We start from the raw sequence: 17,360 nt of genomic DNA, 5'->3' as shown, positions 1-17,360 counted from the left end.
CGCAGCCCTTCCGCCGCCGCCATCCGCTCGCGCGCGTGCTGGATTTCGGAGATCCGGGGCGACACGCCGATGGGCAGGCGCGACACGCCAGCGGCGACGGCAGATCTCCGAAATCCGGCAGCCCGGACATCACGGTGGATGACCCGCGCGGGCGTCTCGGGCAGGCAACTAAGCTTGAGCGGTCATGATCGAACTCGACCTGAGCGCGCAGATCGCCGACGTGCGCGCGACCTTTTCCGACATCCGCGCCGTCGTCGACCCGGATCGCCTGCGTGCCGACATCGCCAGACTCAGCGAGGAGGCCGGCGCGCCCGACCTCTGGGACGACCCGGAGAAGGCGCAGAAGGTCACCAGTGCGCTGAGCCACCGACAGGCCGAGCTGGCCAAGGTGACCGGCATCGAGCAGCGGCTCGACGACCTCGAGGTGCTGGTCGAACTGGCGAATTCGGAGGGCGACGACGAGTCCGCAGAAGAGGCGAAGAACGAACTTCAGTCACTGCAGACCACGGTCGGAGAGCTCGAGGTTCAGACCCTGCTCGACGGCGAGTACGACGAGCGTCCCGCGGTGGTCACCATCCGCGCCGGCGCAGGGGGAGTGGATGCCGCCGACTTCGCCGACATGCTGCTGCGCATGTACCTGCGCTGGGCCGAGCAGCACGGCTATCCCGTTCAGGTGATGGACACGAGCTATGCGGAAGAGGCGGGCATCAAGTCCGCGACCTTCGAGGTGGATGCCCCCTATGCTTTCGGCACCCTGTCGGTCGAGGCAGGCACGCACCGCCTGGTACGCATGAGCCCGTTCAACTCCGCGGGAAAACGACAGACGAGCTTCGCGGCCGTCGAGGTCATCCCGCTGATGGAGGAGGCGCAGGAGGTCGACATTCCGGAGACGGACATCCGCGTCGACGTCTTCCGCTCGTCGGGCCCCGGCGGCCAGTCCGTCAACACGACGGACTCAGCCGTTCGCATCACACACTTGCCGACCGGCATCGTCGTCTCGATGCAGAACGAGAAGTCGCAGATCCAGAACCGCGCAGCGGCGATGCGGGTTCTGCAGTCGCGACTGCTCCTGCTGCAGCGCGAGGCGGAGGCTGCCGCGAAGAAGGAACTCGCCGGCAACATCACCGCCAGCTGGGGCGATCAGATGCGTTCGTACGTGCTCGCGCCGTACCAGATGGTGAAAGACCTGCGCACCGAGCACGAGGTGAACAACCCGCAGGCCGTGTTCGACGGCGATCTCGACGGATTCATCGCGGCGGGCATCCGCTGGAGAAAGCGCAAAGTCGACTGAAGTTGCGAGTCGGGCCGAGAGGTTGGTGAGTCGCTCGGTCGCATCGGGCGGTCGTGTGCTTAGTCTGGGCGGGTCATGATTCGGTTCGACCACGTCAGCAAGAGCTACAAGGGCACCCCCCGACCCGCGCTCGACGACATCACCACTGAGGTTCTCCGTGGCGAGTTCGTCTTCGTGGTCGGTGCGTCCGGCTCCGGCAAGTCCACTTTCCTGCGTCTCGTGCTTCGGGAGGAGAAGGTCACGCGCGGCAAGCTGCACGTGCTCGGCCAAGATCTCGGAAACATCTCGAATCGCAAGGTCCCCTACTTCCGCCGCAACGTCGGAGTGGTGTTCCAGGATTTCCGCCTGCTCACCAACAAGACGGTCTTCGACAACGTCGCCTTCACCCTCAAGGTGATCGGCAAGTCGAAGGGGTTCATCCATGAAGCCGTGCCGGATGTCCTCGCCATGGTCGGCCTCGATGGCAAGGCTCAGCGCTTTCCGCACGAGCTCTCCGGTGGCGAGCAGCAGCGTGTCGCGATAGCCCGTGCTGTGGTGAACAAGCCGCAGATCCTGCTCGCCGACGAGCCGACCGGAAACCTCGACCCCGCGACGAGTGCCGGGATCATGGCGGTGCTCGAGCGCATCAACGCTGGCGGCACGACCGTCTTGATGGCCACACACGAGGCCGGCATCGTCGACCAGATGCAGAAGCGCGTGATCGAGCTGGTCGACGGCAAGCTGATCCGCGACGAGCGACACGGCGGCTACGGAGTGACGGCGGCTGTTCCGATCGTCGGAGCCGCCGACGCCGCACGACGTGCCGAGCCAGCGCATTCGTCCGAACCGGTGGCGCGTCCCGCCGCCCCGGTCGAGCGTCCTCAGCCCCTTACACGACCCCAGCCCGCTGCTCGGCCCGAGCCGGTTGCTGCGCCTGACGAGCCGATCGCGGCTCCGGCGGCGCCCACGCCTCTGCCACCCGTTCTGCCCGAGGAGCCGGCGATCGAGCGCGAGCCGGTCGCGGCATCCGTCGCGCGAGAGGCGGTGGACGGCCACTTCGCCAACCCACCGACCGCGCCGATCCGCAGACCTGACTCGCCCGGAGTGGCTGAGCTCACGCTGGCCGAGCGCCTCGGCCTGCGCGCGGCGGGCAGGCCCGATCACGACGAAGACTCGAACCAGGATGTGGGACCCGTCTCATGAGATTCGCACTCGTCATGTCGGAGGCAGGCAGCGGCCTCAAACGCAATCTCTCCATGGTCATCTCCGTGGTGCTGGTCACGTTCATCTCGCTCACCTTCGTGGGCGCCGCGATCCTGATGCAGATGCAGATCGGTCAGATGAAGACGTACTGGTACGACCGTGCGCAGGTCGCCGTGTACATGTGCACAGAGACCGATGTGAGCACCACCTGTCAGGGGCAGGATGCCACCGCTGCACAGATCACGGCGGTGAAGACCAAGCTGCAGTCATCCGCCCTGGCGCCCTTCATCTCCAAGTTCTATTTCGAGAACCACAAGCAGGCGTACGCGGACTTCAAGAAGCAGTTCAAGGGCAACCCCGTCGCCGACTACGTCACGCCCGAGCTGTTGAACCAGACCTTCTGGATCAAGCTCAAGAACCAGCAGCAGTCCGACGTGATCGCCCAGAGCCTGAGCGGTGTCGCCGGGGTGCAGTCCGTCACGGACCAGCGAAGTTATCTCGATCAGATCTTCCGCATCCTGAATGCGGCCAGCCTCACGGCCATCGCGATAGCCGCGGTGATGCTGGTCGCCGCCGCACTGCTGATCGCGACCACGATCCGACTCTCGGCGTTCTCGCGAAGACGGGAGCTCGGCATCATGCGGCTGGTGGGGGCATCCAACGGGTTCATCCAGACGCCGTTCGTGCTCGAGGGTGTGTTCGCCGCGCTGATCGGCTCCATTCTGGCGGTGGGAGCGGTGTTCGGCATCGTGCAGTTCTTCGTGCGCGGCTATCTTGCGCAGAAGATGCAGCTGACGTCGTTCGTCGGGCTGGACAGCGCTTGGATCGTCGCGCCGATTCTCATCCTGGTCGGCATCGGGCTGGCAGCCCTTGCGTCGAACGTGGCGATCTCGCGCTACCTCAAGGTCTGATCGCCTCCAGGACGTCGTTTCAGGTCGACAGGGAAGGGATGACCCGAGCAGGACACCCATCCGCCACGGTATGCTGGTGGGCTGTCGTGCCCGAGTTCGGGTGGCGACATGCGCGGCGAGAGCTCGCCGCGATCGCATCGAACGAGGAGAACCGCTGTGCCCAGGGAACGTGGTCAGAAGGTCGTGGCGACGAACCGCCGCGCCCGCCACGACTACCTGATCGAAGACACCTATGAGGCGGGTCTCGTGCTGACGGGCACCGAGGTGAAGTCGTTGCGCGAGGGACGCGCGTCGCTGGTCGACGGCTACGCGTTCGTCGACGGGGGAGAGGCGTGGCTCGACGCCGTCTACATTCCGGAATACCTCGACGGCACCTGGAACAACCACGCACCACGCCGCAAGCGCAAGCTGCTGCTGCACAAGCAGCAGATCGTGAAGATCGCCAACAAGATCAAGGACGGCGGCTACACGATCATCCCGCTGCAGCTCTACTTCGCCGACGGCCGGGCGAAGGTCGAGATCGGCGTCGCGAAGGGCAAGCGCGAGTACGACAAGCGGCAGGCGCTACGCGAACGGCAGGACAAGCGCGAGGCCGATCGCGCCATGGCGTCGAAGAACCACCTGGGCGAATAACGAAGTACCCCGCTGGTCGAGTAGCGCGCCGAAGGCACGCGTATCGAGACCCGTGGCTCCGGTCTCGATACGCGTCGACCTGCGGTCGGCGCTACTCCACCCGCGGGGGCGTCAGCGCGCCTTGAAGGATGCCGACAGCGCGGCGACCAGCCGTTCCTGCGTCTCGCCGAGCCACCAGTACCGTGCGAGGTCGACGGCGTGTTCGGCATCCCGATGCCCCTCATCGCCGTCGTTCTCGATGCCGAGGCGTTCGGCGAGGAGGAGTCGCAGATCGGTGAGGTTGCGCATGAACACGTGCGCTGCCTCGGAGTCGAACATGACGGTTCGCAGCTCGGACTGCCGCCAGGGCGCTCCGGACGACTCGGGATCGACTCCGGCGAACGCGTTCATGACCGATCGCGCCGCCTCGCTCTTCGCCGACACCAGGTCGACGTCGGTGAGCGCGTGGAACTCGGCGTTCGCCTCGCGGTCGTGCGGGTAGGCGTCCGGGAACAGCGGGCTCGTGTCGACGGCGCCGTCGACGACAGCGCTCAACCGGTCGGCCAGTGCTCCGAGCAGGTCGGCCTCGAGCGCGGTCAACGCGATGAACTCGTCGTCGAGCAGGGTGACGGTGAAGGCGCCGTCGCGCATGCGGCGGATGCGCGTCATGCGTCGATCCTGTCGACCGTTGCGGTGAGGCCGAAGCCGTGCATAGCGGTGACGTGGGCCTCCATGGCTTCTCTGCTGCCCGTCGCGACGATCGCGCGCCCGTCGTTGTGCACCTGGAGCATCAGTCGAGTGGCCTTCTCCTGACTGAAGCCGAAATAGCTGCGGAAGACGTACACGACATAGGACATGAGGTTGACCGGGTCGTTCCAGACGATCGCCCGCCACGGCGTGTCGAGGCTGTGTCGTGGCGTGAGGTCGACCTCTTCTTCGGTGCGCTCGATCGTGCTCGGCGAGGAAACGGATGCCACGCATCCAGAGTCGCACACTGTGCAGACCTTGCGCCGCAGTGACAGGGAGGTGGTCGGGGGTGTATTCTGGAGGGCCGTCCTCGGGCGGGTGCTCCTTCAGAACTCAACAGCGTGTGACAGCGGCCTGCCTCATGGGGATGATCGGTTTCGACATCGTCTGCGAGATTACGAGAAGCGGGTCGAGGATGCAGGGTTATCTCGCTAACGCTCCCTGCAAAAAATAAGTGCCAATTCCAACAGCACTGTCTCCGCTAAGGCCCAGGTCGCTCTCGCGGCCTGATCGTTCCCTAGCGATCTAAGAGACCGTCAGACCGGGAATGCTCTCTACCCGGATCCTGGCGTCAGCTAGAGAGATTGCTTCTACGTTTCGTCATGGGGCGTAGAGGGACTCCAACCGTGACTGGGTTCGTCGGATCAGCTGCCAGTGGCAAGTTCCGGAACCGAGTAAAGCGTCTTCACTGGATACGCCCGTAGAAGGCGTATGACCACAGCGATGGACGGGGGTTCAATTCCCCCCATCTCCACCCATGGTCTTGTTCGAACCCCGCCCAGCGCGGAGGGGGTTGTGAACGATGCCCAGGCTGCTGTCGCACGTTGTGAGTTGCGAAGACCGTCCCTCGGGGCGGTCTTCTGTTTTTACGCGCCGAGGAGTCCGAGCTTTGTCGCTCGCTCGACGGCTCCGCTGCGAGATTGAACGCCGAGCTTGCGATAGATCGAGCCGACCTGAGAGCTTGCCGTGTTGCGTGAGACGAACAGTCGATGGCCGATCTCGGCGATGGTGAGATGCGTCTGCAGGTATGGCAAGAGCCTCAGCTCGGCCGGAGTGAGCGGGGCTGCTCCGGCGGCGGCGGGGGCTTCGGCCAACGAGTCGCGGAACTCCTGGATGCGAGCGGTCAGGGTGCCGACGTCTGGGCGATGGCGCAGGATGTCTGTCATCTCGTGCACGAGGTGGTTCGCACCCGCCCGATCTCCGATGGCGAGATGAGCACCGGCCAGCTGGAGTCGCGCACGCAACGTGACGATCGGCAGCAGGTACGTTCCGCCGATGCGGGCCCGCATCCCGCGAGCGAGCAGTCGTTTGCCTCGCTCGATGTCGCCGAAGTGAAACGCGGTCCTGGCGCCCACGGCCAGTGCCATCGCGCTCGAGCTGTATCCCTCCTGGTGGCTCCCATCGACAGCGGCTACACCGCGCCGGGCGTGCACGGATGCCTCCTTCCAACGTCCCGCCTCCAGTGCGAGCAAGGCGAGCTCCGGCTCGCTGAGGATCACCGGTCCAATTCTGCCGGTCTCCGTCGCAAGGGTGACGGCCTGTTCGAACGCCTCACGGGCGCCATGCAGATCGTCGCGTAGAAGGCACGCCAACCCCCAGAGGTGCATGGCCTGAGGACGCCACGGACTCTGGTCGGGTTCATGCGCCAGCGTGTATGCGGCGTCGGCCCCCATCTGTTCGGTCCCCTTGGGGCACATTGCCGCCAACACCAGAGAACGGGAAGACTCGAACTGCTCGCGTTCGGCATCCGAGCGCCCGAAACCGTCGATCTCGTTCAGAGCCCGTATCCACTTGGTCCCGTTCGCGAGTTCTCCAAGGAGTGCGGCAGCCCAGGTCATGAGCACGACAAGGGGCGGATGACCCCGCACGATCTCGTCGCCGAGCTCCGCGAGCCAGCGCCGCACGGTGTTGACCCTGCCTGTCTGATACATCGTCAGCGCGAGAGCCGTCACCAACTGCACGGCACGGGTTGTCTCGCCGGCAAGCAAGAAGTGCTCCACCGCCACGACCGGAGCACCATTCTCCTGGTGCCATACGCCTGCCCGACGATGCAGTTCTCTGACCGCGTCGGCGCCCTCGGTGCGTTCCAGCTCGGTTTGCAGGAAGTCGCGGAAGAGCGTGTGGTAGCGGAACCAGCCGCGATCGCGATCCGTCCCGATCAGGAAGAGGTTCGCTGATTCGATCCGTCCGAGCATCGCGCGCGAATCTTCTCGATCCAGCAGAGCGTTGCACGAGGTCGCAGAGAGCTCGTCGAGCACCGCCGTTCGCCGCAGGAACGATTGCAGTTCTCCGGGCAGGCGGGCTACGCATTCCCGGTACAGATAGTCGGCGACGAAACGATCGTCTCCGGTGATGGATGTCGCATCCTGGCCGTCGCGCGTGATCAGTGCGCAAAGGTATACGCCGGTCGGCCATCCCTCGCAACGCTCGACGATCTGGTCCAGATCGTCGTCGTGGATGCTGCCGACCCCTGCGTCGCTGAAGACGGTGCGAGCCCCTGCACGCTCGAGCACGAGTTCATCGACCCTGATCTCCGCGACGGCCCCGGTTGCTCGCAAGCGAGCCAGAAGAAGTGGTTCGTCGCGGCTCGCAAGGACCACCTGCGATCCGGCAGGCACACGGCTCAGCACCACCTCCAGAGCGTCCTCGCAATCGGGTGAGCCGGCCCATTGGAGGTCGTCGATGAACAGCACGAAGTGCGACGATGCAGCGGCGAGCACGCCCGCGAGCAAGGGTGCAGACCGGCCGAGCGCGGACTCACCGCCCCGTTGTACGTCGGCGAGAACGTGTGCCATTGATGGCCAGAGCCGTGATGCCGCCGCCGCGATCACGGCGAGGAGCGCGCCAGGATCATCGTCGGTGGGGTCCAGCGACACCCAGCCGACGTCGCGCGTCTCTGTCGCGGCCCATTCCGCGAGCAGAGTCGACTTCCCGTAGCCGGCGGGCGCGATCACGCTGACGACCCGCGCGTCACGGTCACGTACGCGATCGATCACAGGGCGCCGGCTCACCGAATTCCGACGGCATGGCGGAACGGTGACCTTTCTCTCGAAGAGCAAGGTCTGGAGGGGAATCCCGTGCGGTGAGGTGTCTGGGGGCATGATCGATTCGATCCGAAGCCTACCCATGGACCTGGGCGGTGCTGGCCCGGGCGCTGGAGAAGTGCCGGATGTCACCCTCACAGTGGGGCCATGAATACGTGCTCGCGTCCCGCTCAGACGATTCCCTCGCCTGAGCGGGGTAGCGGCACGTCTCAGCGGCGCCTCGAAGCCGGGATGAGCTCGGCGGCGCCGTAGCTGTTGTCCTCGGGATTCACGGTGACGCCCGGAGTCGCGATCTCGTCGATGCGGTCGAGCACGTCGTCGCTGAGATGCACGTCCAGGGCAGGAAGGTAGGACTCGAGCTGCTCCATCGTGCGCGGCCCGACAATGGCGGCCGTGACGGCGGGATGGCGGATCACGAAGGCGATCGCCAGCTCGATGAGAGTCATGTCGTTCCGCTCTGCGAGCACCGCAAGGTCCTCGACGATGTCGAGCTTGCGGTGGTTCGCGGGCTTGGACATGTCGAATCGGGCCTGCGGACGGCTCTTCGCGAAGGGTGTGCCCGGGGCATCCTTTCGCCACTTCCCGGAGAGCCACCCTCCAGCCAGAGGGCTGTAAGTGAGAGAGCCCATGCCGTGGCGCCCGATGGTGGGGAGCACGTCTTCCTCGATTCCCCGGACGAGCAGCGAGTACGGCGGTTGTTCTGTCACGAACCGAGCAAGATTGCGGTCGCGGGCAACGACCTGGGCTTCGACGATCTGGCTCGCGGCGTAGGACGAGGAACCGATGTAGCGAACCTTGCCCTGGCGGACGAGGTCGGTGAGGGCCGAGAGGGTCTCTTCAACGTCGGTCGTCGGACTGGGCCTGTGCACCTGATAAAGGTCGATGTAGTCGGTGTCGAGTCGGCGAAGCGAGTTCTCGACTTCGCGGATAATCCACTTGCGTGACCCGCCGGAGTGGTTCACTGCTCCGTCATCCATGGGCATGAAGAACTTGGTGGCGAGCACGACGTCGTCGCGGCGGCCTTGAAGCGCCTTGCCCACGATCTCTTCCGAGCGACCGGCGGAGTAGACATCGGCGGTGTCGACGAAGTTGATGCCACGGTCCAGCGCGGCGTGGATGATGCGGATGGAGTCCGTCTCGTCGTCATTTCCCCAAGGACCGAACATCATCGCCCCAAGACACAGCGGGCTGACCTGCACTCCGGTGCGGCCGAGCAGTCGGTATTCCATGTGGTGCTCCTTACTCGTCGGGCGTTCCTTGTCGCATCCATCACACGCCCCCAGAGGGTTCGTGGCCAGTGGCCAGCGATCCAGGTACTGGCAGAACACCCCGTGACGTCTCCTACCGCCGTACCGTGGAAGGATGACCACCCAGAGCGACGTCCGCGAGTTTCTCAGCTCACGTCGCGCCCGCATCACTCCCGAGCAGGCGGGCTTGCCGATCTTCGGAGGCAACCGCCGTGTGCCCGGGCTGCGACGTGAGGAGGTCGCGCTCCTCGCCGGTGTCAGCGTCGATTACTACAACCGCCTCGAGCGCGGAAACCTCAGTGGAGTCTCCGAAACGGTCCTCAATGCGATCGCCGATGCCCTGCGACTCGATGACGCTGAACGGGAGCACCTCAGCGACCTCGCACGAACCGCCAACGCCTCCTTGGCAAGCGCTCGACGAAGCCGCACACCGCCGGCGGCGATCCGCCCCAGCATTCAACGACTCCTCGACGCCGTCACAGAGGCTCCCGTCGTCATCCGCAACCAATACTTCGACTACGTCGCCGCGAACCGACTCGGTCGGGCTCTCTATGCTCCGGTTTTCGCGAGCTCCAAACCCAACAGTGCTCGGTTCGCGTTCCTCGATCCTGCCGCCCACGACTTCTACCGTGAATGGGAGACGACCGCTCGAGAGCTGGTCGCCACCATGCGCGGTGCGGCCGGTCGCAATCCCTACGACAAGGCACTCAGTGATCTCGTCGGAGAGCTGTCGACCCGATCCGACGCCTTCCGCACCTGGTGGGGTGCACACGACGTTCGCTATCACCGCTCGGGCATCAAGAAGATCCATCACCCGGTCGTAGGCGACCTCGATCTCGTCTACGAAGCGCTCGAGTTCCCCGGCGATCCGGGAATGTCCTTCAACACCTACACGGCGGAGCCGAACACCCCTTCGGCCGACGCGCTCCGGGTGCTCGCGAGCTGGGCCGCGACAGAAGAGCAGTCTGTCGGATCAGCGATCGCCGCTCCGCCCGAAGCCTGACCGGTCAGGAATCTCGCCCTGTCGCACGCTGCTTGAGTCGCCGACGTTCCTCCAGCACCACCCGCTGCACTGCGCCGAAGTCCGCCAGTGTTCCCAGCGTCGGCTCGAGGTGGCGAAGCTTGTCGGGATTGACGACACCGTTGATCGCGGCGACGCGGCCATCCCGAACATCGAGGGACAGCACTCCCATCACGCCGCCGCCGACGGGCAGGTCGGCCACCACGACGACACCCGGACCTCCGTTCACGATGTGTGGCTCCAGGTGCGCGGGGAACGTCGCGAGCCTGTGGAATGCGGCCAGGAGCTTCGCGACCGCGTCGAATCCGTACAGCGGGCGGGACACGGCGAACCCCGGTGGGACCTTTCCGCCACCATCGCCCGTGAACGAGACATCCGTCGTCAGCAGCGACACGAAATCGGCGACCTCACCGGCCTCCACCGCAGCGATGAAGCGCGACACCAGCTCGTGCTGCTCGGCGACGGAAGCCGGATACCGCGGCACCCGTCCGGAGATCCGCGCCCGTGCCCTCGACACCAGCTGTCGCGCGGCTTCCTGCGAAGGGCGGTCGAGCGCCGACGCGACCTCCGGGTACGAGAAGTCCAGTACGTCGTGAAGCAGAAACGCGGCACGTTCGCTCGGGGTCAGGGTCTCCAGCAGCACGAGGAACGCGAACGACAACTCGTCGGCCAGTTCCGCGTGGCGGGCGGCATCGAAGGCTGCCCCCGACCCGCGGTCGCCGGCAGCGTCGTAGGGGCCGCCGACGAGCGGCTCGGGAAGCCACTCGCCGACGTATTCTTCGCGTCGGGCACGCGCCGACCGCAGCTCATCGATCGCGATTCGCGTCGCGACCGTCGTGACCCAGGCCTCGGCGTTGGTCGGCTGGTCGGCGGGAGGGAGCCGCAGCAGCCGCTCGATGGCTGTCTGCGCGACATCCTCTGCGTCGGTGACAGAGCCGAGCATGCGATACGCCGCTGCGAAGGCGACGCGACGCAGCGACTCCGAGACTTCGGTCATGCTTCGATCATCTCGCGACGACCGCCGACCGTGTCGCGCACATGCCTGCGCCGCGTCGGTGCGTAGGGTCCGGGATGCCGGGCAGCAAGCTGAATGCCGCGCTGGATGCCCTCCTTGATCATCACCGCGAGACGGCCGGTGATGACGCGGTCGACAGGGTCACCCGTCGGCGACAGCCACTGCAACAGGGCTTCGTGCCTGCCGAGACTGATGCACTCGGCGAAGTAACGTCCCGAGAACGGTGTCGGAGTGTCGCCGGCAAGCTGCGCCGCCACCTTCTTCGGCGCGGTGATCGCCATGAACGCACCGGTACGGCAGCCCATCTTGAGCGGCACGCCGTCGCGGCCGGGAACGCGAGCTGCGTCGCCGACCACCCACACCTCGGGGTGAGACGGCGTGCGGAAGGTCGCATCGACATAGGCGCGTCCGACCTCGTCGACCTGAAGTCCGGATTCCTCCAGCAGGGGGTTCGCGCGGAACCCGCCGGCCCAGAGCGTCAGCGCGGACGGCAGCCCACGTCCGTCAGCCAGCGTCACGGCATCGTTTCCGATGTTCGCGGTGCGGCCGACGACCTGGTCGATCCCGAGGCGATCGAGGACTCCGTCGAGGTGACGGCGGCCGGGCCCGCTCAGCCAGTCGCCGGCGGGCCTGGAACTGGTGATCGTCACTCGCAGCCGCGGGTACGACTCTGCCACCTCCGTTGCGAGCTCGATGCCGGTCAGCCCGCCGCCGATGACGACGACCCTTGCTCCATCCGGCAGCGCGCGCAGATCCTGCGCCGTCGCCGTGACCGAGGCGGTGTCCGTCAGCCCCCGCGCGTGTTCGCGAGCGCCGGGAACGTCGCCGAAGTCGATCACGCTGCCGAGCGCGACCACAAGAGAGTCGAATGGCAGTGACTCGCCGTCGCTGAGAAGCACGGCGCGATGTTCGAGGTCGATCCGCTCGGCGCGGGCGATCCTCACCTTCGCTCCCGAACCCTCAACGGTTTCGGTGATCGGCAGGAGCCGGTACTGCTGGCCGGTCGCCAGCTGATGCCAGCGCATCCGCTCGTCACGTGTCTCGCTCTCGGTGACAAGGGTGACGGATGCCTCGCCCGACCGCATGCGCCGAGCAAGTTGCCCGACCACGGTGACCCCGACGTATCCGCCGCCCAGAACGATGATCTGATGCTTTCCCATACCAAGACGACGAGGGGAGGGGCATGAGTGTGACACGCCTTCGGCTACGTCGTCGTGTCGGCCAGGATGCGACGGAGCTCGGCGGCAGCCGCCTCCGACTGCTCGATCAGGGCACGGAGGCGTTCCGCGACGTCGGATGGAGCTTCGGCCGCAGAGGTGACGCCACCTGCGACATCCGGGGAGATGACCGCGGTCGGCGCGGCAGCGGGGGATGTCGAGGGGTGGTGCGCCGCTCCCGAGTCGTTCTCGACGGTGACATCGGGCGTGGTGTCACTCGCAGGGTCGGCGGCCGCCGCGCTCGTGTCGTCGCTCTTCTCGGCGTTCTTCGACGGCCCGAGGAAGAGATTTGCGAGATAGCCGGTGAACGTTCCGAAGATGCCGACGCCGACGACGATGATGAACGAGCCGATGATGCGCCCGGCGTTCGTGACGGGGTACTGGTCTCCGTAGCCGACGGTCGAGATCGTGACGATGACGTACCAGAGCGCGTCGGAGGCGGTCGTGATGTTGGCACCTTTGGCATGTTCCTCGACCCGGAGGATCCAGAGGCTCCCGAACTGCAGGACGAGGATGCCCATGAGGAGCAGCGTCATGAGCGCACTGTTCGCGCGGTCGTGGATCAGGGTGGCCCAGATGCGCCCGGGTCCCAGCTGCCGCATGAGTCGGAAGACCCGGATGAGGCGGAACACACGCAGCACTTTGAGCTGCGGGAAGGGGAGGCTGGCGAAGAGGTCGGCCCAACCGTATCCGATGAAGAAGTAGTGCGCCGCCGACGGAGCCGTGAAGATGCGGAAGAGGAAGTCGCCGAGGAAGATCATGCTGAACAGCGCGTTCATGACCCAGAGGATCTGCTGCAGCGACGGACTCGCATCGAAGACGTAGATCAGCACGAGGTTGAAGATCGACAGGATCGAGAGAACGCCGACGAAGATCTCGTAGGCGGTGTTCTTCAGTTCCGAACGTGGAGGCTTCGTTGCCCGCTCGCGGGCACGGTCGCGGGATCTTGCCATGATGAGAAGGCTCCCCTTGAAGCCCGACCGCCGGTTCACACGAATCGTATGAAGTGCTCGTGAGCGGTCGAAGGTTCAATGAGATGCGGAGCGTCGCACGAGGAGACGCGCCATACGAAAGGGAGCAGACATGACCGAAGCCGGCGACCTGGAGGACCAGGACGAAGAACTGGGGCCGATCGACTACATCGTGGTCGAGTTCCCGGCTGGCCAGAGCAAGTTCACGGGTGAGGCGGCGGCTGAGCTCGCTGCGCTGGTGGCAGACGGCACGGTGCGCGTTCTCGACCTTCTCATCGTCCACAAGGGCGAGGACGGATCGATCGACATCGACGAGATCGACGATCTGGATGGCCTTGGCGAGCTCGCTGCCGTCGAGGCGACGCTTGCAGAGGTTCTCGCGGAGCAGGACCTGATCGACATCGCCGCGGCGATGGAGCCGGGGAGCACAGCAGGCGTCCTGGTCTGGGAGAACACGTGGGCCGCGCCGTTCGCCGTCGCGGTGCGCCGCAACGGCGGTCAGCTGATCGCGTCGGGGCGCATCCCGACGCAGGCACTGATCGCCTCGATGACGAACGAAGGAGAGTAACGATGCCCATCGGAGTTGGACGCGTCGGCCGCGTCGGCATGATCGGACGTCCCGTCGCACGCACGGCCGCAGTGGTCGGAACGGCCAAGGTCGTGTCGAACGGCGTCGACCGTCGTCAGGACAGGCGTGAGGATCGGCGCGACCGCCGCTGATCGATGAGAGACCGCTGAGGACCGCGCGCATCGGATGACGGTGCGTGCGGTCCTTTGCATTGCGAAGACATCAACAGGTCGTCGAAGACCGTAGGCAGGAGAAGAGGAAGACATGGCGAGCGACGTAGCCCCTGGATACAACACGCCGATTCCGGCGGAGATCACCACCCCTGACAGGGTGCAGACGCGGATCGGGGAACTGCAGTTCGCCGACGGAGTTCCGACGAACGAGACCACCGAGAAACTCTTCGACCACCTGGACTTCCTGCGCGGCGTCGAGACGTTCCTGAACTGCGTCCCGGCTGCGTCGCTCGAGGCCATCCGACGTGCGATGGTCGAGGTCGGGCGGGATGCCTGCCACAAGGGCGCCCTCACCGACCGCCTCCTCGATTCCAACCCGCTCTTCCTCACCGGCAACACCGACACCGTGTACGCGATCGCCATGCTCGATCTCGAGCGCGACGGCGCGACCGTGATCGAGGTGCCGCCGGGCTCCGGGCCTGGCACGGTCGACGATGCGTGGTTCCGGTTCGTCGTCGACCTGGGAGCTCCCGGCCCTGACCGCGGTGCGGGCGGCACGTACCTCATCGTTCCGCCCGGATACGACGGGGAGCGACCCGACGGTTGGTTCGTGGCCGAGTCGCCCAGCGCCATCAACCTGGTCATCCTGCGCGGTTTCCTCGTCGATGGAAAGCCGGACGCCGCTGTGGAGCTCTTCGAGACGGGCGTCAAGGTGTATCCGTTCTCGAAGCGAGACGATCCGCCGGCAATGGAGTGGTCGTCGGTGTCGGGTGCCGTGGTCAACACCGTGCACGCGAACGACTTCACCTTCTACGAGGAGGTCGCTCAGGTCATCCGCAAGGAACCCGTCGACGTCATCGATCCCGAGACCCGCGGTCTGCTGGCCTCGATCGGCATCACGAAGAACGCGCCGTTCGCGCCGGACGAGCGGATGCGGCGCATCCTGACCGAGGCAGCGGCGGTCGGTAATGGTACCGCGCGGGTTCTGGCGTTCCAGCCGCGCGATGCGGAGTTCCATCTGTATCCGGATCGCCGGTGGAACACCGCGTTCCCGGGCGGCGACTATCGGTGGCTCCGCAAGGGTGGCGAGGACGGTCGGTTCCTGGATGCCCGGACGACGTTCTTCTACCTCGCAACGGTCAACACGCCGGCCATGGCGCTGAAGATGGTGGGGGCAGGATCCCAGTACGCTTGCGCGGTCGTGGACGCGAACGGCGTGCCTCTCGACGGCTCGAAGACGTACCGACTGCGACTGCCTGCGGACGCACCGGCCAAGGACTTCTGGTCCGTGGTCGTCTACGACCCGCAGACCCGCTCGGAGTTGCAGACCGGGCAACCGCTACCCAGCCGCAACAGCAAGCGCGACGCGCTCGTCTACAACGACGACGGCTCGGTCGACATCGTATTCGGACCGGATGAGCCCACGACGCTCACTTCGAACTGGGTGCAGACCGTCGCAGGCAAAGGCTGGTTCGTGCTCCTCCGGCTCTACGGTCCGCTGCAGCCCTGGTTCGACGGCACCTGGAAGCCGGGTGACATCGAGGCCGACTGAACATTCCATCAGCGCTCTTCCGCGGTGGCCTCGTGGGACCGACAATGATGTCGCATGCGCACCGCATGCGACACCCACGAGGTCCGGAGGACATCATGGCCACCTATCTGTTGCTGTACCGCGTAGATCCCGCCGCCATGGCGGCGATGCCCGAGCCGACCCCTGAGCAGGGTGCGGAGATGATGAAAGCTTGGATGGACTGGTCGGGTCGTGCCGGAGACGCGATCGTCGATCTCGGCAATCCGACCGTCCCCGCGGCCTCAGGCGCTGCGGACGGCACGGTGGGTGGCTACTCGTTGCTGAACGCCGATTCGTACGACGAGGTCCTCGCTATTCTCGAGGGCCACCCGCACACCGCGATGGGCGGCACGATCGACGTCTACGAGGCACAGCCCTTCGGCGGCTGACGCCAGAGGCGAGAAAGGGCGGGAACGGTATTCCGTTCCCGCCCTTTCTCGTTGATTCGCGTGTCGACGCTCAGGCCAGCAGCTTCGCCTTCGCAGCCTCGAACTCGGCATCGTTGAGGATGCCCTGGTTCTTCAGATCCGCGAGCTTCTGCAGCTCTGCCACCACGTCGGTGCCGCCGCCAGCAGCAGGGGCCGGAGCGGCCGGCTGCGCGTACTGCTGCGGGGGTGCCTGCTGGGCGTACTGCGCGGCGGCAGCCTGCGCGGCCGCGTCGACCTGCGCCTGCTGCTGAGCGGCTTCGTACTGCTCCTGCTCGTACTGGGCCTGCGCCTTCTTCTCCTGGTGCGACGCGACGCCGCCGGCGACGGCGGTGGCGGTTCCCGCGACAACAGCGGTCCGTGCGGCCATTCCGACGAGGCCAGGACGGCCGAGTCTCCTCAAGGGCATGATTACTCTCCTTCTTTCACGAGGTTGGTTGAGGCATCCTCTGCCTGCGCCTCCGCGATGGCTTCGTCGACGACGGCTTCGGCGACGGCTTCTTCTGCCACGTCGATGAGAGCGTTCACGATCGGGGCGGGAATGCGGTCATCAGAGAGAACGACACCGCCGCCTGTCGCGACCTTCTCGGCGAGGGAGCGCAGGAATGCCAGCTCGAGCGCCACGAAGGTCGCTGAAGTGCCGGGTTGCACGAGCTCGGCCACTCCGGCGATGTCTTCTTCTGAGATGAGACCGGCGACGAGAAGCTCGGCGCCGAAGTCGTACTCGTTGTCCTCGTCCTCGATCTCCGCGATCGTGAGCTCGCCGCTCTCGTCCTTGGAGATGATGACGATGTCGAGAACGCGCAGCTGGCCGCCCTCGACCAGGTTCGCGAGCTCGGCGAGCGACGCTGTGTCGGGTCGCTCGGCTTCGTACCCGACGAGCAGCAGCTCGACCGGGCCATATCTGAAGTCAGCCATGGTGATTCTCCCTTTCGATGGTCAGCTCAGGGCCTTGGCCTTGAGCTTCTCGTATTCTTCGGTCGTGATGGTGCCTGCGGCCAGAAGCTTCGCCGCATCCGAGATCTCTTCGGTCGGGCTCTTGCCGGCCACCTGCTGGATGTATGCGTCGGTCTGCTGCCTGGCGCTCGCGGCGGCCGCGGCGCTCCGTTCCGACATCCCTCTGCCTCGCGCGATCAGGTAGATCAGTGCGGTGAGGAAGGGCACGAAGATCAGGAAGAGGATCCAGAGTGCCTTCCACCAGCCGTTGAGCTTGTGGTCACGGAAGAGGTCGCCGATGATGCCGAACAATACGAACAGGTAGGCGACGAAGAAGAACACCCACACGATGTCCCAAAAGACGTCCCAGAAGTTCATGCGATTCCTTTCTTGGATGAACCCGGGTCGATGTGCCGCTTGCCGGGTGGTT

Annotated in this window: 19 protein-coding genes and 1 other RNA gene; 10 read left to right on the top strand and 10 right to left on the bottom strand. The window is 65.7% G+C overall.

Annotated features, from left to right (window positions below; genetic code table 11):
- Window positions 1-184: 184 nt before the first annotated feature.
- The 4 genes from prfB (at window position 185) to smpB (ending at window position 4,017) form a co-directional block, all read left to right on the top strand.
- On the top strand, window positions 185-1,291 hold the full coding sequence (prfB, locus tag ACYVDN_RS06630) for a PCRF domain-containing protein (RefSeq protein WP_460569648.1): 1,107 nt from the start codon (window positions 185-187) through the stop codon (window positions 1,289-1,291).
- A 75-nt stretch (window positions 1,292-1,366) separates the two neighbouring features.
- The gene (ftsE, locus tag ACYVDN_RS06625) at window positions 1,367-2,473 is read left to right on the top strand and encodes a cell division ATP-binding protein FtsE (RefSeq protein WP_460569646.1); all 1,107 of its coding nucleotides are present in this window, start codon (window positions 1,367-1,369) and stop codon (window positions 2,471-2,473) included.
- Entirely contained in the window at window positions 2,470-3,384 is a 915-nt protein-coding gene (gene ftsX / locus ACYVDN_RS06620; RefSeq protein ID WP_460569644.1) for a permease-like cell division protein FtsX, read from the top strand. Before ftsE ends, ftsX begins: the two co-directional genes overlap by 4 nt.
- Window positions 3,385-3,540: 156 nt before the next feature.
- The gene (gene smpB / locus ACYVDN_RS06615; RefSeq protein WP_460569642.1) at window positions 3,541-4,017 is read left to right on the top strand and encodes an SsrA-binding protein; all 477 of its coding nucleotides are present in this window, start codon (window positions 3,541-3,543) and stop codon (window positions 4,015-4,017) included.
- Between the two features lie 111 nt (window positions 4,018-4,128).
- On the opposite strand, the gene ACYVDN_RS06610 is transcribed toward smpB, so the two are convergent.
- Complete coding sequence (locus ACYVDN_RS06610) at window positions 4,129-4,665, bottom strand: DUF2017 family protein (protein WP_460569640.1); 537 nt, start codon at window positions 4,663-4,665, stop codon at window positions 4,129-4,131.
- Window positions 4,662-4,973 carry an ATP-dependent Clp protease adaptor ClpS gene (gene clpS / locus ACYVDN_RS06605; RefSeq protein ID WP_460569638.1) on the bottom strand — a complete coding sequence of 104 codons (312 nt, stop codon included), beginning with the start codon at window positions 4,971-4,973 and terminating at the stop codon, window positions 4,662-4,664. Before clpS ends, ACYVDN_RS06610 begins: the two co-directional genes overlap by 4 nt.
- Before the next feature lie 133 nt (window positions 4,974-5,106).
- Here clpS and ssrA point away from each other — a divergent pair.
- Window positions 5,107-5,500: a transfer-messenger RNA gene (gene ssrA / locus ACYVDN_RS06600) on the top strand.
- 109 nt (window positions 5,501-5,609) lie between these two features.
- Here ssrA and ACYVDN_RS06595 read toward each other — a convergent pair.
- Both ACYVDN_RS06595 and ACYVDN_RS06590 read right to left on the bottom strand, forming a co-directional pair.
- Entirely contained in the window at window positions 5,610-7,739 is a 2,130-nt protein-coding gene (locus tag ACYVDN_RS06595; protein ID WP_460569636.1) for an AAA family ATPase, read from the bottom strand.
- Between the two features lie 257 nt (window positions 7,740-7,996).
- Window positions 7,997-9,016 carry an aldo/keto reductase gene (locus ACYVDN_RS06590; protein WP_460569634.1) on the bottom strand — a complete coding sequence of 340 codons (1,020 nt, stop codon included), beginning with the start codon at window positions 9,014-9,016 and terminating at the stop codon, window positions 7,997-7,999.
- Window positions 9,017-9,149: 133 nt separating this feature from the next.
- Between ACYVDN_RS06590 and ACYVDN_RS06585 the strand changes: the two genes are divergently transcribed.
- On the top strand, window positions 9,150-10,037 hold the full coding sequence (locus ACYVDN_RS06585; protein WP_460569632.1) for a helix-turn-helix transcriptional regulator: 888 nt from the start codon (window positions 9,150-9,152) through the stop codon (window positions 10,035-10,037).
- Between the two features lie 4 nt (window positions 10,038-10,041).
- Here the strand turns inward: ACYVDN_RS06585 and sigJ are convergent, their stop codons facing one another.
- The 3 genes from sigJ to ACYVDN_RS06570 are packed head-to-tail and all read right to left on the bottom strand — an operon-like array spanning window position 10,042 to window position 13,240.
- Window positions 10,042-11,052: a sigma-70 family RNA polymerase sigma factor family protein gene (sigJ, locus tag ACYVDN_RS06580; protein ID WP_460569630.1), complete on the bottom strand. Its 1,011-nt coding sequence runs from the start codon at window positions 11,050-11,052 to the stop codon at window positions 10,042-10,044.
- Window positions 11,049-12,230: an NAD(P)/FAD-dependent oxidoreductase gene (locus ACYVDN_RS06575; RefSeq protein WP_460569628.1), complete on the bottom strand. Its 1,182-nt coding sequence runs from the start codon at window positions 12,228-12,230 to the stop codon at window positions 11,049-11,051. The genes sigJ and ACYVDN_RS06575 overlap by 4 nt, the downstream gene beginning before the upstream one ends.
- Window positions 12,231-12,274: 44 nt before the next feature.
- Window positions 12,275-13,240, bottom strand: a complete 966-nt coding sequence (locus tag ACYVDN_RS06570) for an ion transporter (protein ID WP_460569626.1) — start codon at window positions 13,238-13,240, stop codon at window positions 12,275-12,277.
- A 130-nt stretch (window positions 13,241-13,370) separates the two neighbouring features.
- Here ACYVDN_RS06570 and ACYVDN_RS06565 point away from each other — a divergent pair, with 130 nt between their 5' ends.
- From ACYVDN_RS06565 to ACYVDN_RS06550, 4 genes are all read left to right on the top strand, one after another.
- Window positions 13,371-13,826 (top strand): DUF6325 family protein, encoded by a 456-nt coding sequence (locus ACYVDN_RS06565; RefSeq protein WP_460569624.1) that lies wholly within the window; start codon window positions 13,371-13,373, stop codon window positions 13,824-13,826.
- 2 nt (window positions 13,827-13,828) lie between these two features.
- The gene (locus ACYVDN_RS06560; RefSeq protein WP_460569622.1) at window positions 13,829-13,978 is read left to right on the top strand and encodes a hypothetical protein; all 150 of its coding nucleotides are present in this window, start codon (window positions 13,829-13,831) and stop codon (window positions 13,976-13,978) included.
- Window positions 13,979-14,090: 112 nt separating this feature from the next.
- Entirely contained in the window at window positions 14,091-15,551 is a 1,461-nt protein-coding gene (locus tag ACYVDN_RS06555; RefSeq protein ID WP_460569620.1) for a DUF1254 domain-containing protein, read from the top strand.
- Window positions 15,552-15,646: 95 nt separating this feature from the next.
- A complete protein-coding gene (locus tag ACYVDN_RS06550; protein ID WP_460569618.1) occupies window positions 15,647-15,958 on the top strand; it encodes a YciI family protein in 312 nt (103 codons plus the stop codon).
- A 70-nt stretch (window positions 15,959-16,028) separates the two neighbouring features.
- Here ACYVDN_RS06550 and ACYVDN_RS06545 read toward each other — a convergent pair whose 3' ends face one another.
- From ACYVDN_RS06545 to ACYVDN_RS06535, 3 genes are read right to left on the bottom strand one after another with little or no spacing between them, the layout of a single operon-like run.
- Window positions 16,029-16,403 carry an SHOCT domain-containing protein gene (locus ACYVDN_RS06545; protein ID WP_460569616.1) on the bottom strand — a complete coding sequence of 125 codons (375 nt, stop codon included), beginning with the start codon at window positions 16,401-16,403 and terminating at the stop codon, window positions 16,029-16,031.
- Between the two features lie 2 nt (window positions 16,404-16,405).
- The gene (locus tag ACYVDN_RS06540; RefSeq protein ID WP_460569614.1) at window positions 16,406-16,912 is read right to left on the bottom strand and encodes a DUF6325 family protein; all 507 of its coding nucleotides are present in this window, start codon (window positions 16,910-16,912) and stop codon (window positions 16,406-16,408) included.
- 21 nt (window positions 16,913-16,933) lie between these two features.
- The gene (locus ACYVDN_RS06535) at window positions 16,934-17,308 is read right to left on the bottom strand and encodes an SHOCT domain-containing protein (RefSeq protein ID WP_460569612.1); all 375 of its coding nucleotides are present in this window, start codon (window positions 17,306-17,308) and stop codon (window positions 16,934-16,936) included.
- Between the last annotated feature and the right edge of the window lie 52 nt (window positions 17,309-17,360).

Source organism: Humibacter soli (genome assembly GCF_054779035.1).
The sequence above is the reverse complement of the archived record's forward strand: the minus strand, read 5'-3'. Positions and strand labels throughout refer to the sequence as shown.

Excerpts from the sequence above, each read along its gene's own strand:
- prfB (WP_460569648.1), top strand. The coding sequence starts at position 185 with ATGATCGAACTCGACCTGAGCGCGCAGATCGCCGACGTGCGCGCGACC.
- ftsE (WP_460569646.1), top strand. The coding sequence starts at position 1,367 with ATGATTCGGTTCGACCACGTCAGCAAGAGCTACAAGGGCACCCCCCGA.
- ftsX (WP_460569644.1), top strand. The coding sequence starts at position 2,470 with ATGAGATTCGCACTCGTCATGTCGGAGGCAGGCAGCGGCCTCAAACGC.
- ACYVDN_RS06610 (WP_460569640.1), bottom strand. The coding sequence starts at position 4,665 with ATGACGCGCATCCGCCGCATGCGCGACGGCGCCTTCACCGTCACCCTG.
- ACYVDN_RS06590 (WP_460569634.1), bottom strand. The coding sequence starts at position 9,016 with ATGGAATACCGACTGCTCGGCCGCACCGGAGTGCAGGTCAGCCCGCTG.
- ACYVDN_RS06585 (WP_460569632.1), top strand. The coding sequence starts at position 9,150 with ATGACCACCCAGAGCGACGTCCGCGAGTTTCTCAGCTCACGTCGCGCC.
- sigJ (WP_460569630.1), bottom strand. The coding sequence starts at position 11,052 with ATGACCGAAGTCTCGGAGTCGCTGCGTCGCGTCGCCTTCGCAGCGGCG.
- ACYVDN_RS06575 (WP_460569628.1), bottom strand. The coding sequence starts at position 12,230 with ATGGGAAAGCATCAGATCATCGTTCTGGGCGGCGGATACGTCGGGGTC.
- ACYVDN_RS06570 (WP_460569626.1), bottom strand. The coding sequence starts at position 13,240 with ATGGCAAGATCCCGCGACCGTGCCCGCGAGCGGGCAACGAAGCCTCCA.
- ACYVDN_RS06565 (WP_460569624.1), top strand. The coding sequence starts at position 13,371 with ATGACCGAAGCCGGCGACCTGGAGGACCAGGACGAAGAACTGGGGCCG.
- ACYVDN_RS06560 (WP_460569622.1), top strand. The coding sequence starts at position 13,829 with ATGCCCATCGGAGTTGGACGCGTCGGCCGCGTCGGCATGATCGGACGT.
- ACYVDN_RS06555 (WP_460569620.1), top strand. The coding sequence starts at position 14,091 with ATGGCGAGCGACGTAGCCCCTGGATACAACACGCCGATTCCGGCGGAG.
- ACYVDN_RS06550 (WP_460569618.1), top strand. The coding sequence starts at position 15,647 with ATGGCCACCTATCTGTTGCTGTACCGCGTAGATCCCGCCGCCATGGCG.
- ACYVDN_RS06545 (WP_460569616.1), bottom strand. The coding sequence starts at position 16,403 with ATGCCCTTGAGGAGACTCGGCCGTCCTGGCCTCGTCGGAATGGCCGCA.
- ACYVDN_RS06540 (WP_460569614.1), bottom strand. The coding sequence starts at position 16,912 with ATGGCTGACTTCAGATATGGCCCGGTCGAGCTGCTGCTCGTCGGGTAC.
- ACYVDN_RS06535 (WP_460569612.1), bottom strand. The coding sequence starts at position 17,308 with ATGAACTTCTGGGACGTCTTTTGGGACATCGTGTGGGTGTTCTTCTTC.